This is a genomic window from Nocardiopsis sp. Huas11 (assembly GCF_003634495.1).
In the GTDB taxonomy this organism is placed as follows: Bacteria; Actinomycetota; Actinomycetes; order Streptosporangiales; family Streptosporangiaceae; genus Nocardiopsis.
Genome location: NZ_RBKY01000001.1, coordinates 2,941,393 through 2,953,732 on the forward strand (window position 1 = coordinate 2,941,393; position 12,340 = coordinate 2,953,732).

Consider the following 12,340-nt stretch of genomic DNA (forward strand, 5'->3'; position numbering starts at 1 on the left):
CAAAGCCCGCAGGGCATTGAAACTCAAGGCTGGACGAGGGAACGATCATAACCACACCTGTTCGCCCGGTCCGCGATCGATGCCGGTGCGGTGGCCGTCCTCGCGGCTTGACCCGTGGGGGCGCCTGCGGTGATCGTAGGCGATCCCCTGACCGCGTTGGGAGACTTCGCGCGCGTCGTGCCCGCCGAGCACGCGCCGACCGTGATCAGTGTGACCGGGCCGTCGGGGAAGACCTCCACGAAGGACCTGATCGCCCAGGTGGTCGAGCAGGTGGGGCCGACTGTGGCCACCGTGGGGTCGTTCAACAACGAGATCGGGCTCCGGCTCGCCGGGTTGGAGACCACCACCGACACCCGGCACCTGGTGGTCGAGATGGGTGCGCGCGGGCAGGGACACATCACCTACCTCACCCGGATCACCCCGCCGCAGGTCGGCGTGGTCCTCAACGTCGACACCGCGCACGCCGGAGAGTTCGGCGGCCCCGACATGACGGCCCGCGCCAAGGGCGAACTCGTCGAGGTGCTTCCGACCGAGGCCGAGGGTGGTGTGGCGGTGCTGAACGCCGACGACCATCGAGTCTTCGCCATGGCCACGCGCACCAGCGTCCGCGTGGTCGCGTTCGGGCTGTCCGAGGATGCCGACGTCTACGCCACGGACGTCACCCTGGATACGTTGGGGCGGGCTTTGTTCATCCTGCACACACCGGAGGGGAACGCCCCCGTACACCTGCGGGTGGTCGGCCGGCCCCAGGTGTCCAACGCGCTCGCGGCGGCAGCCGTGGGATTCGCGGTCGTTATGAAGACCGCCGAGACCGCGCAGGCGCTGAGCGAAGCGGACGCTGTGACCGGCGGCCGGCTGCAGGTGACCACCCGCCCGGACGGAGTGAGGTGGCCCCTTCACCACGACCTTGGGGCGCTGGCCTGCCTTGGCGATCTCCGCTCGCGGCGCGGCCGGGGCGTTGGTGATACGTGCCTTGCCCAGCCGCTCGCCCTCGGGTGTCATCCGCACCAGCACGCTCCGCCGCCGGTGCAGGTCCATTCCCACGATCTGCTGACCGTCATACCCTGCGGTCCTCAGGGGCCTCCCTGCCCGTGAGGGCTTGTGACGACACCTCCGAGTATGTGCTCGGGGGGAGCGTCACGTGGAGTGGAGGACCCGCCCCTTCATCGCATCAGAACTCCACACGGGGCCGTTCGCTGATATCCCGGCTGAGTAGGGTTCGAACGTCGGCTTCCGGAAGTCCGGAACGATTGATGAAATCGTCGAAGGAGACGCCGGTTGTTTCCATGAGTTCTAGTGCGCGTTGCAGGAGTACAGGAGCCTCTGGATTCCCCAAGGGGCCTGGCTCTACTTTCCTCCATCCTCGGACGGACAAGGCTTTCCATCCCTGCGCGTAGGTGTGCTCACTCATGACGCCGAGCGTTTTTGCCCTGACCAGGAGAGCGGCTAGCGAGACGTGCCATTTCGCCTTCAACCGGAGGAAGGCAGGCCAATCGAGCCGTTCCGGAAGCTCGGATTTGATGTCGTCGGCTGGCATGAGGAACGCGGCGGCGAACGCGTGAGCTTGGTTTTCAGTGACCTTGTCGCCAATTTTTCCAGTGACGCCATGCAAGACCAGGTGGCCTAGTTCGTGCGCCCCATCGAAGCGAGAGCGATCACGAAGGCCCTTGTCGGCCCCGAGAGCAACAACGGGCCTGTCGGGGAAGTCGACGCAGAATGCATCAACCTTTTCGATGCTGACACGGAAGCGGACGACAATAATTCCATTCATTTCCAGCAGTCGTACAACATCTTGGACTGGGCCGTGTGGGACGTTCCAGTGGGCACGAACCTGGGCCGCTGCTTGTTCGATATCGGCGTGCTGAAGAGGATGATCTTCCTCGATTGGGACGCGCGGCAGGTTGAGATCGGGCAACGCGACGTGTTTTTCGAGCTCTAGCGCGAGTTCTCGCGCGAGGTGCACATAGGCGAGCGCTTGTTGGCGATCCCGGGGGGAGGTGGACCGAAGGCTGCGAAAGAACCCGTTGACCTGATCCTTGGCAGGGGGACGGACTGGCGCGGCGAAAAACGACGGAGGCACCCGCAACGCGACCGCGAGCCGGAGAAGCGTTGATGTGGCGGGCTTGGTATGTCCGTTCTCGAACTGGCTGATCGAGGCAGCGGCAACGGAACCGACTTCCCGGGCCAGCTGCACCTGGGTGAGCCCACGAAGCTCGCGCGCCATGCGCAGCCTGGCGCGATCGAACAGGGCTGCGATGTCTCCGGGGTCCAGTTGCGGGTTGTTCACGTCGCTCGTCTCCGCGCCAGTCGAGGTCCACCGATCAGCGGACGATTCTCGATCTTGATTGCTCCGCTCGCATCTTAGGCACACCTTGGTTACCGGACGGTCACATTGTCCGGCTTCCAGCAGGACACGCCCGAGTGAAGTGTGTCGTAGTGGATGCCTGTTCTGTCGTGTAACCTACCCAGCATCGAGAAAAAGATGTTCAAATCTGAGTCTGCCTGCGATGGGCGGGGGAGTGGAGTTGAGGTATGAAGGTTCAGGAGTGTGTGCTGTCGGACGAGGTGATCACCGCCGACTCGGCGGAGACCGCGTTGTGGGACGCCATCGTGGTGCCCCAGACGATCAAGGAGCGGCTGCGCAACCAGACCATGCTGTCGCTGCTCGTGCGGCCCGACCTACCGTTCGCGGTGACGGCGTTGCACGGGCTGTGCACGCTCTACGGTCCTCCCGGTACCGGCAAGACCACCCTGGCACGGGGTCTGCCAGCGCAGATCGCCCGCTACGTCCCCGGAGGCGCGGTCCGGCGGATCGAGATCGACCCGCACGGGCTGATGAGGGCCGAGCACGGGCAGTCTCAGCAGCGGGTCAGCGAGCTGCTCGGCGAATACGTGCCCGGTCTCGCCTCGGACGGTATGCCGACCGTGGTGATCCTCGATGAGGTCGAGTCGATGGCGGTCGCCCGATCGGCTGCGTCATTGGTCGCCAACCCGGCCGACGTCCACCGCGCCACCGACGCGGTGCTCACCGCCATGGACCGCAACGCCGCCGAGCACCCGCATCTGTTCTTCATCGCGACCAGCAACTTCACCACTGCCTTGGACGAGGCGTTCCTCTCCCGCTCTGACGCCGCCATCCTCGTACCGTTTCCCGAGCCGGAGGCGTTGCGGCAGATCCTGGCCTCCACGCTGCTGACGCTGGCCGACAAGTACCCGCCCTTGGGTGTGCTGGCGCGTTCCTCGGCGATGGACCGCATCGCCGAGGCGGCCCACGGGCTGGATGGCCGCCGTACGCGCAAGGTGGTCTTCGAAGCCCTGGCCCAGCGACTGGACACGGTGCTGGACCCCGGCAGCCTCACCGAAGACGACCTGGCCGCCGCAGTGCGCGGCGCCGTCGCGGAGACGGGTCAGCCGGAGGTGTCCCGTGCGGCGTACTAGGCAGGTAGCGGCCTCTCCCGTGCGCAGCGCCAGCGAAACCTGGGCAGTGATCTCGGACCTCCTGGCAGACACCGTGGCGCAGTCCTCCGCGCTGTCCCGCGACGAGGCGGTGCAGGCGATGTCGGCCGCTGAGGCGGTCGGGCGGATGCTGATCGCGGCAGGGCACCTGCACAAGCACCCGATCACCCTGGTGGCCGGCAAAGTGCACTGCGAGATCACGACGGTGTCCGGCACGGCGGCGCTGACACTGGAGGAGAACCTCAACCCCGTTCCTGGCGCGGCGGGCGCCGACAACTTCATGATCTACCTCCCCTCCCCAGCCCCGCTCCAAGAGCAGGTGAAGGCAGTTGCGGACAAGCACGCCCGGCTGTCTGACGCTGTCCCGCCCGCTCCGGAGACGAAGGTTGCCAACTCCGGTCCGCTGATCGACCGTGAGGCTCTGCGACGGGCGGTGACTCAGCGATGACCTCGACCTATACCTACAGCTACACGCGGACCCACACCGCCACGCACCTGACCGACGTCATCCTCGGCACCATCACCGACATCCTCGCCGACCTGGGCATCAACATGGACCGGCTGCACCACGACTGGACGCAGAACGAGAGCGCGATCAAAGCGTGGATCGAGGAGGGCTCCCTCGACGCGGTCGTCCTCGAGTGCCACCAGCCCTCAGGCGCCGTGGCACCGGTGATCGAGTTCCCGGTGTCCTACACCACCTCCGGCAACGGCAATGCCGAGTTCACCGCCTCCCGTGCCCGAGCCGCACGGTTCCGCGCCAAGCTCGACCAAGTGCCGGCAGGTACCACCTACCGGCTGTTCTGCACCTTCAACGGGCCACGCACTCCGCAACCAGGCTGGGGACCCGGCCATCGGGCGAGCATCGACGGCCTGCGCGGCATCACCTTCGGCACCCTTGGCTCCGCTCCGCACGCTTCGACCGGCATGCGCTACTACGGCAACTGACACCACGAGTAGGGAAATACCGCTATGGGATACATCGACGACGCCTTCGCCAACCTCAAACACAACCTGGAGATCACCCCGTCCGAGCAGAAGGTGGCGAAGGCACGGCACGAGGCCATCCGCGACTTCGTCCGCTCATACTGGGATCTCGACGATGACTTCCTCACTGGTAGCTACCGGCGTGACACCAAGACGAAGAAGCTCAAGGACATCGACATCTTCGTGGTCATCGACGCCAGCGGCTCCCAGGCCAGCTTCCGCAACCAGGCCCCCATCCAGGTGATCAACGCCCTGGAGACTCTGCTCCGTCAGAAGTGGAGCGCCGCAACAAGCGACGGCATGGCCGTCGTCATCCCCTACGGTCCCGACGACGAGGTCATGTCGATTGACGTAGTCCCCGCGTTCAAGCGCGACGGCGGCGGCTACTACATCCCCGATCCCTCAGCGGGCGCATGGATCGCGACCAACCCCAAGCACCACCACGAGCTGAGCATCGCCAAGAACGCCGACTGTGACGGCAAGTTCGTACCCTTCGTCAAGATGGTCAAGGGCATCAACCGCGAACTCGGCGAGCCCGTGAAGCCCTCCTTCCTGCTGGAGGTCATGGCCCAGTCGCTCGTGAAGCCCCCGATCGGGCGTTACCAGGACGAGATCGTGCTGTTCCTGGCCACCGCCGCCGAACGCATCGGCGAGGAGTGGCCCGACCCCGCCGGCCTGGGCGGTGACGTCAACGCCGCCATGAACACGACCCAGAAACGCGCTGCGGTCAACGCGCTCGACCAGGCCCGTGCCATCGCAGAACGGGCGGTCGACCTGGAGGACGAGGAGCAGGAACGCGCCGCTTACGACGAGTGGAAGAAGCTGTTCGGGAACCGGATGACCAAGCCATGAACCTCTCCACCAACCCCGGGGGCGTCCACGGGATCCCGCCTCGGGCCATCCACGAGCGGCAGCTCGACGACGACATGCTGCTCCTGCAGCGTGCCGCATCGGCAAGCCACGAACGAGGCCAGCTCCTCGAAGCCGGGCGCGTCACTGCAGCCCTCGCACTCGCCGCCGCCGGTGTCCTGTTCACGCTGATCGGCGACGGCCGGACAATCGTCTTGATCGTCGGGTTCTTCTGGTTCGTCGTCTCCGCGTTCCTGCTCAAGGGCTTTGCCGGGAACACCGCCCGCCAGGGCGCCCTGCTCCAGGAGATGTTCGACACCGCCCTGTTCTACTTGCCGTGGCGCGCCACCGTGGCAGGCGACCCCATCCCCGAACCCGACGTCCGCCGTCTGGCGCGCAAGCTTCCCCGAGACGGAGCGAAGGAAAAGAACATCATCAAGGGCTGGTACGACCCCACCAACGGCGTCCACCACCCCTATGACGTGTTCATCGCCCAGGAACAGAACCTTGTCTGGGACGCCCGTCTCCGCCGCCGCTACAGCCACTTCATCGCCGCCATCGTGATTCTGTGGACCACCATCGGCCTCGTCGTCGGTCTCGTGATTACTGACGCCACGATGCTCGATACCCTCCTCAGCTTCTTCGTCCCGTCCTTGGCGGCCTACCAGATCGCCTACGAGATCTGGTCCGGCCAACGCAAGGTAGCCGACGAACGCGACCGACTTTCCAAGGTCGTCGGTACCGAACTGCGCAACGGGCGCCCTGGCCCCGTCCCCGACGACGAATGGCAGCGCCTGCGGAACGTCGCACGGGACGTGCAGGACGGCGCACTCCGCACCCGCTTGGACACCACCCGAGTACCCACCTGGTTCTACCAACGCTTCCGCGATGCCGACGAGCGCGACTTCGGCGACACAGCAGAGGGACACCGCGTCCGCCTCGCTCAAAACACACCTCCACCCACGTAGTGGGTCTTCGAATTTAGTGGGGGTGCTGCCTCCGTCGGCTTTGCCGAGTCGTAGCGCAGCGGTTGGTTCGCGCGGTTGCGGAAGCCGAAGGCGTTGCGGGCTTCGAGCTTGATGAGGTGGTTGCTGCCCTCGCTCGCGGCGTTGGTGCTGCCGGTTGTGACGTACGCCTCGACACCGTCCCACCAGTTGTTGATGTCTCGGCGCGAGCACGGAGTTCGGGGAGATGGGAGTAGTCGGCGATGTGGGAGTTGAAGCGGTGGCGTGCCGCGGAGATCGCGGAGCGGTCCGGGCTGGCGGGTGTGCTTGAAGGCCAGACGGAGGAGGTCGCGCAGGAGTTCTTTGGCCCGCCAACCCACTGCGGTCGCCTGCGGTGAACGCGCTGCCAGTGCAGAAGTAGAACCCTGTGAGAGGTCCTCAGCATGTCTTGCGAGGTCGGAAGCTCAGGAGTGGTGGGACTTGAGCCCTAGGAGGAAGGTACTCCAGGCACCCGTCGTGAGCGCGATGTGCCCAAGCGGGTAGTTCTGGGTGTCCCGGACGAGAACCTGCTCGCCTTCGGCCACCTCGACGCAGGAGCCGCTCGACCCGCTGTAGCTGCTCTTATGCCAGGCGGCCTGCTCGCTCGTCATTGGAATTCGTCCCTTGCCTTCTTGATCTGGTCGAGCGACTGCTCGGGCGGAAGGGCCGCTGCCTGCAGGGCGCCAAACACCACTTCGCACTGCCGCAGCTTCTCCCGTGTGTCGATGATGATCTCGCCGGTCATGTACTCCGCAGACGCCAGGGTGGGCTTGTCAGGGAACCCGTAGATCCTGAAGGGGCCGTCCTTTCCCGGGGCCGGAGCTTCGGCCGGAAGCACCTGAAGGTGGATCTTGTCCTGCTCGATGAGCGCGACCAGGTGGTCCAACTGTTCCCGCATGCACGACGCGGAACCCACAGGACTGCGGAGGACACGATCGCTCAGCACAAACCAGAGTAGCGGGCACGTGTCGCTGTCCAGCAGCTCCCATCGGGAGGTGCGGGCCTCGAGCATCCGGGCCATGGCCTGGACCCTCTCCCAGGGGCGTTCCTGCTTGAAGAGGGCCTTCGCGTACGCCTTCGTCTGGACCAGTCCTGGAGCCACAAGTGGCTGGTATTCGCGGATCTCGGAAGCGGCCTGCTCCAGTTCCGGCACCTTGTAGAACCAGTCCGGTAGCTGATCGCTCATCATCTGGATCCAGAGCCGCATCACCTGATCACCGGTCGCCAGCGCCTTGTCGATCCTGGCGGCATGGCCCTCCAGACAGAAGCGCTTCCCGCGCTCGATGGACGAGTACATCGTCGGTGACAAGCCGATGGTCCCGGCCACGTAGGTGCCGGTGCGCTCGCTCTTCTTCCTGAGCCTGCGCACCGCGGATCCGAACACCGCCCACTCAGGCTTGCCCTCTCGGTCCACAATCTCTCCTCGCATGGATGTACTCCAACATGCTCCATTCTGCACCTGGGATACTCCATATCCCCCCGACTTCGACTAAATACCTCTAGCTGGTGAAGGGCCTAGTCAACGGTTCTTGGTGCAGCCATGGTGTAGATCAAGCGGTCTCGTGGTGGCCGCTTGGAGCGGTGGTTGCCCCGAGGCGACAACGACTAACGAGGTGTCGAGTATGGAAGTTCGTCCCGTTCAGGGATCAGGAACAAGGACACGTGGTGCGCCTACGCCCCCGCCACCGTTGGTACGTACCTGCCTGAGGGGCTCGGACGATCTCCTCCCCGTGGAGGCCGACTTGGACGGTGAGGGCGGACTCGGGCTTCGCCCGATGGCGATCGAGGCATCGCGTTGGGGCACCATGCGCTACGAGGACGGCTGTGCGAGTGCCTGGTTCGACATCGACCACTTCCCGCATCTGTTTCCGGAACCGGTCCGGTGAGCGCGGTGGCCTGGAACGTGAGCGTGGACAGCGCGCAGTACGCGGACGCCGAGTGGTTGCACGCACGGCACTGTCCGTTGTGGTACGTGATGTGGGCTCCGGGCGCGAGGCGGTTCTTCGCGTTCTATCAGGGAGACGCCGATCTCGCACCGCTCTCGGACCCGTCCCCGCAGGGGCTGGACAACCGGATTCGCCACGCCCAGATGGTGATCGCCCGCACCCACCCGGCTTCCTACTGGCGTTGCCCCGTCGCAGGGTGCGGCTGGACCTCGATCAACCGGACCATCCACACCCCCTGTCCTCGGCCTTCCCAGCCATGACGACACCGACCATTGTTCACACCCCGTGCCCGGTGCGCCTGACCTGCCTGGCCGACGCCCTCACCCTGGGCGTGACCACCGGGCTGTGGGGCGGGGTGACCCACTCCGAACGCCAGGCCCTGCGCCGCCACCACCCCGACGTGCACGACCGGCACGGCGCCCTGACCAGCCGAACCCCGGCCCTGGCCGGAAAGGAAGGCCGAACGTGACTCCCGACCCCGTGACCACCAGCATCCCGGTGCCGCTGACACCTGCCGAGGTGGCCGCCCTGTTCCGGGTGGATCCCAAGACCGTGACCCGCTGGGCGCAGGACGGCAAACTCCCCAGCTTCCGCACCCCGGGCGGGCACCGCCGGTATCCATCCAGCGAGGTCTACTCCCTGCGGACCGCTAGCGTCACTCCGGCAACGGATTGAAGACCAGCCGTTCGCCCCTCGGGGGCGGGGCGAACGGCGCGAGCCGGTGCGGCGGCGCACTTCCGGCCGGGATGGGCATAGACGAACTGCTCCTCCCGCACTATGAACGAGACGATCACGGATGACTGGAGACCGGATGGACGCCTTCCCGAACCCGGCCGCTCTGCCGGCGCACGTCTTGGAGCGCGCGGACGTGCAGCAGGCCTTGGCCCGGCGTGACTTCGGGGAGGTGTTCCGGCTGGCGCGCAAGTGGGGCGGGATCAGCTTCAGTAAGATCGCCGAGGCCTGCGACATCAAGTCGGAACGCGTGGGGGCGCTGGCGCGCGGTGAGGGCGCCATCACCACACACGACAAGATCCTCCAGGTCTGTGACGCCCTGCGGATCCCCGGGCACACCCTCGGCCTCCTTCCCCGGCCCTGGGAGACCACCGCCTCCCGGCAGAGTCCCCGAACCGTGGCCGCGCGTGAGGAGAACAACGCGACCCCACCGGCGGCCCCCTCGCTGATACCCCCTCCACGCTTCCCCGGAGTTTCAGCGCAGGCCGGACACTTTGGAACACAGGGAAGTGAGGCCGAAGCGGTCCACGCCTTCCGCATGGCCGACCGACAGGTCGGAGGCGGCCATCTCTACGCCGCCGTCATGCAGTACCTCTCGACCCGGATCGGGCCGGGGCTGGTCGCCGAGTCCAGCACCCCCGCCTCTTTCGTCGCGGCAGCCGGGCTGACGGAGATGGCAGGCTGGATGGCCCACGACTCGGGACGCGACGCCGTCGCCGCCCGTCACTTCCACCGCGCCCTCAATCTGGCGAGCGCGGGTGAAGCCGCTGCTCTCACCGCCCAGGTGTGGGCGAGCCGAGCCCACCTGGCCCTGCACCGGGCGGACAACACCGCTGCCCTCGTAGCCGCAGACCAGGCCTGGCAGCACCTGGACGGCAGCGAGGACACCGCACTGCGCGGCAGGGTCCTGACCATGCGTGCGCGTGCCCATGCTGTGAACGGCGACGGTCCAGCCTGCCGGAGCGCGCTCGCGCAGGCCGAGCGCCTGCTGTCGACGGCACAGGGCCCACCGGGCTCGGAGTGGACCAGCCCTTTCGATTCCGGTTCCCTCGCCAGCGAGGCCGCACGGAGCATGTGCGATGTCGGCGACTACGCCGCGGCCGTCGAGCACGCCCATCTGGTCATGGAGCTGCGCGGCGCGGACAGGGTGCGCGCTCGCGCGCTGGCATCGCTGACGTTGGCGCGCGCGTTGATCGGCCAGGGCCACGTGGACGGGGCGAGCGCTATCGCCCAGGGCGTCGGCCGTACAGCGGCCGGGGTCGGTTCGCTGGTGGTCAGCGGGCAGCTCAGCGGGGTGGCCAACGCACTGGCCCCTTACGAAGGAGCGGAGGGGGTCGGTACGGTGCTGGCAGAACTGAGGGGTGTCCTTACCCAGCACCGGGGGATGTACCACTGGTTGGGTGATGACCGGGAAGAGGGGGCCTATGGGTGAGGGCGAATCACCGCTGTACCTGCGGGACCCCGCCGCGTGGCGAAAGCAGTTGGCCGAGGGCAACCGCCGCCAGGCCCGCAAGCGGGTGGCCTCCGAAGTCATCCTCCACGATGAAACGGGACGCCTGCTTCTCGTGGACCCTTCCTACAAGCCCTACTGGGACATCCCTGGGGGAATGGCCGAGGCCAACGAGCCCCCTGCCCTGGCGGCGGTCCGTGAGCTCCGCGAAGAGCTCCGGCTCGACCTCTCCCTCGGGACCCTGCTGTGCGTGGACTGGGTCGCCCCGCACGGGCCCTGGGATGACCTGTTGATGTTCGTCTTCGACGGCGGAACTCTTCCGGCAAGCCAAGCGGCGTCTCTGTATCCGGCCGACGAGGAACTGCGGGAGGTGCGGTGGTGCACCTACCAGCAGGCCGAAGAGCTCCTGCGCGGTGACGTCTGGCGCCGCACCCGGGCCGCCCTGGAGGTGCTGGCGGGTGGAGGGCCGCTCTACCTCCAGGAAGGGCGGCCGGTGACGGGATCCTGAATGTTCACGGACCGGTGTGGTCCAGGGCGGCGAAGAACAGGTCCCTCGCCCAGCGGGCGTCCTCCAGCGCATGGTGCAGGGTCCTGTCTTCGGCGGGGATGCCGAACTTGGCCGAGACCTGCCAGGAGCTGGGCGGTGGCACCATGCCGAGGGAACCGGCGGCGTAGATCGCGGCGTCGATGAGCTGGTAGTGCCAGCCAGGGGTGAGTCCGTGTCGGCGGAGCATCGCGGTGACCGTGCTGGAGTCGGCGTCGGGGACGACGCCGACCCACCTTGCTCCTTGAGTCAACTCGGCCACTGCCAGGGCGGCCTCTGCCTCGGACACGACCTCGGTCCCGGGCCCGGGGGCGGTCAGGTAGCGGTGGCCGAACCCGCCGACTGCCAGTGCCTCGGGAGCGGCTCCGGTGAGGTCGATGTCGCGGATCATCCAGGTGTGCTCGGTCACGCGGCCGTCCGCGTAGCGGATGACGGCGATCTCCCACGGGCGTCGGTAGCGCTCGTCCAGGGTGGTGAACTCGGCATCGACGAACACCACCGGTTCATCGAGGCACAGCGGTGCATGCATCGCCGTCACCACAGCCGCAACCCGTCCAGGACGCGGGCTGCCGGGGGGAGTTCCGGTGTGGGTTCGGTGCCTGTCGGCGGTGTGAGGGGCACCTTGTGGTCGAGGCGGATGAGTTCGCGCCACCGGAGCAGGTCCTGGCGGCAGTTGAGGACGCGCTGGCCGATGGCCCCGCTCAACCGGTCGGAGGAGAACACCTCCTCCAAGCCAATACCGCCCGACAGCAGCCGGGCAGCGGTGGCGGGGCCGACGCCGCGCACCCCGGTGATGTTGTCGGCGGGATCTCCAGTCAGAGCCCGGAAGTCGGGCCACTGGCGTGGAAGGACACCACCCCGGTCGAGGACGTCGGCCGGGGTGGTGATCTGGCGATCGGACTTGGCTGCGGTGTTGAGCACGCGCGTTCGGGGGCGGTCCAGCAACTGGAGGAGGTCCTTGTCCCCGGACATCACCAGGACGGGCCTGTCGGCCTCGGACGCGACCGCGGTCAGGGTCGCGATCACGTCGTCGCCCTCGGCGGTGTCGATCTCGATCCAGGGCACCCCGACCAGGTCCAGACCGTTCTTGGTGTCCGGGAGCGACTGGATGGGGCTGTGGTCGGCCTCGGCGCGGTTGGCCTTGTAGGCGGGATCGGCCTGGGTACGGGCGGCGCTGCCGTGTTCTCCGTCGAAGACCACGACGATCTGGTGGTCTGCGGCGTGGGCCATGTGGGCTTTGCGGAGCAGGGCGAGGAAGCCGAAAACGCCGGTCAGGTCGCGTGTGCGGTCGCGTGAGGTGATGCGCGCGGGGAACCCGAAGTAGCAGCGGTAGAGCAGGTGGTGCCCGTCTACGAGGAGCACGGGTGTGGGTGGCATATCGACCCCGGTGGGT

The 12,340-nt window shown here is 67.0% G+C and carries 16 protein-coding genes; 10 read left to right on the top strand and 6 right to left on the bottom strand.

Features of this window, described 5'->3' with window-relative positions; genetic code table 11:
• Nucleotides 1-156 precede the first annotated feature (156 nt).
• Entirely contained in the window at nt 157-1,095 is a 939-nt protein-coding gene (locus tag DFP74_RS13200) for a Mur ligase family protein (protein WP_233570958.1), read from the top strand.
• A gap of 76 nt (nt 1,096-1,171) precedes the next feature.
• On the opposite strand, the gene DFP74_RS13205 is transcribed toward DFP74_RS13200, so the two are convergent.
• On the bottom strand, nt 1,172-2,287 hold the full coding sequence (locus DFP74_RS13205) for an ImmA/IrrE family metallo-endopeptidase (protein WP_121181975.1): 1,116 nt from the start codon (nt 2,285-2,287) through the stop codon (nt 1,172-1,174).
• A gap of 245 nt (nt 2,288-2,532) precedes the next feature.
• On the opposite strand from DFP74_RS13205, the gene DFP74_RS13210 reads away from it, so the two are divergent.
• Genes DFP74_RS13210 through DFP74_RS13230 form a run of 5 tightly spaced genes read left to right on the top strand, consistent with a single transcriptional unit; the run spans nt 2,533 to nt 6,260 of the window.
• Entirely contained in the window at nt 2,533-3,438 is a 906-nt protein-coding gene (locus DFP74_RS13210) for an AAA family ATPase (RefSeq protein ID WP_121181976.1), read from the top strand.
• Nucleotides 3,439-3,457: 19 nt separating this feature from the next.
• On the top strand, nt 3,458-3,904 hold the full coding sequence (locus DFP74_RS13215; protein ID WP_199725630.1) for a hypothetical protein: 447 nt from the start codon (nt 3,458-3,460) through the stop codon (nt 3,902-3,904).
• Nucleotides 3,901-4,404, top strand: coding sequence for a hypothetical protein (locus tag DFP74_RS13220; protein WP_121181978.1), 504 nt, complete (start codon nt 3,901-3,903; stop codon nt 4,402-4,404). Before DFP74_RS13215 ends, DFP74_RS13220 begins: the two co-directional genes overlap by 4 nt.
• Before the next feature lie 24 nt (nt 4,405-4,428).
• Entirely contained in the window at nt 4,429-5,295 is an 867-nt protein-coding gene (locus DFP74_RS13225) for a CBASS oligonucleotide cyclase (protein WP_121181979.1), read from the top strand.
• Complete coding sequence (locus DFP74_RS13230) at nt 5,292-6,260, top strand: S-4TM family putative pore-forming effector (protein ID WP_121181980.1); 969 nt, start codon at nt 5,292-5,294, stop codon at nt 6,258-6,260. Before DFP74_RS13225 ends, DFP74_RS13230 begins: the two co-directional genes overlap by 4 nt.
• On the opposite strand, the gene DFP74_RS35160 is transcribed toward DFP74_RS13230, so the two are convergent.
• The 3 genes from DFP74_RS35160 to DFP74_RS13245 form a co-directional block, all read right to left on the bottom strand.
• Nucleotides 6,236-6,616: a transposase gene (locus DFP74_RS35160; protein WP_121181981.1), complete on the bottom strand. Its 381-nt coding sequence runs from the start codon at nt 6,614-6,616 to the stop codon at nt 6,236-6,238. The two genes, DFP74_RS13230 and DFP74_RS35160, sit on opposite strands and share 25 nt — an antisense overlap.
• An 84-nt stretch (nt 6,617-6,700) precedes the next feature.
• The gene (locus tag DFP74_RS13240) at nt 6,701-6,886 is read right to left on the bottom strand and encodes a DUF397 domain-containing protein (RefSeq protein WP_121181982.1); all 186 of its coding nucleotides are present in this window, start codon (nt 6,884-6,886) and stop codon (nt 6,701-6,703) included.
• Nucleotides 6,883-7,689: a helix-turn-helix transcriptional regulator gene (locus tag DFP74_RS13245; protein WP_121181983.1), complete on the bottom strand. Its 807-nt coding sequence runs from the start codon at nt 7,687-7,689 to the stop codon at nt 6,883-6,885. The genes DFP74_RS13240 and DFP74_RS13245 overlap by 4 nt, the downstream gene beginning before the upstream one ends.
• A gap of 824 nt (nt 7,690-8,513) precedes the next feature.
• On the opposite strand from DFP74_RS13245, the gene DFP74_RS35025 reads away from it, so the two are divergent.
• The 4 genes from DFP74_RS35025 (at nt 8,514) to DFP74_RS13275 (ending at nt 10,911) form a co-directional block, all read left to right on the top strand.
• Entirely contained in the window at nt 8,514-8,690 is a 177-nt protein-coding gene (locus tag DFP74_RS35025; protein ID WP_305037052.1) for a WhiB family transcriptional regulator, read from the top strand.
• An 11-nt stretch (nt 8,691-8,701) separates the two neighbouring features.
• Nucleotides 8,702-8,896, top strand: coding sequence for a BldC family transcriptional regulator (locus tag DFP74_RS13265; RefSeq protein ID WP_121188229.1), 195 nt, complete (start codon nt 8,702-8,704; stop codon nt 8,894-8,896).
• A 136-nt stretch (nt 8,897-9,032) separates the two neighbouring features.
• A complete protein-coding gene (locus DFP74_RS34330) occupies nt 9,033-10,385 on the top strand; it encodes a helix-turn-helix domain-containing protein (RefSeq protein WP_233570959.1) in 1,353 nt (450 codons plus the stop codon).
• On the top strand, nt 10,378-10,911 hold the full coding sequence (locus DFP74_RS13275) for an NUDIX hydrolase (RefSeq protein ID WP_121181986.1): 534 nt from the start codon (nt 10,378-10,380) through the stop codon (nt 10,909-10,911). Before DFP74_RS34330 ends, DFP74_RS13275 begins: the two co-directional genes overlap by 8 nt.
• Before the next feature lie 4 nt (nt 10,912-10,915).
• Here the strand turns inward: DFP74_RS13275 and DFP74_RS13280 are convergent, their stop codons facing one another.
• Complete coding sequence (locus DFP74_RS13280) at nt 10,916-11,476, bottom strand: hypothetical protein (RefSeq protein WP_147453862.1); 561 nt, start codon at nt 11,474-11,476, stop codon at nt 10,916-10,918.
• A gap of 5 nt (nt 11,477-11,481) precedes the next feature.
• Nucleotides 11,482-12,324: a 5'-3' exonuclease H3TH domain-containing protein gene (locus DFP74_RS13285; protein WP_199725631.1), complete on the bottom strand. Its 843-nt coding sequence runs from the start codon at nt 12,322-12,324 to the stop codon at nt 11,482-11,484.
• Nucleotides 12,325-12,340 lie beyond the last annotated feature (16 nt).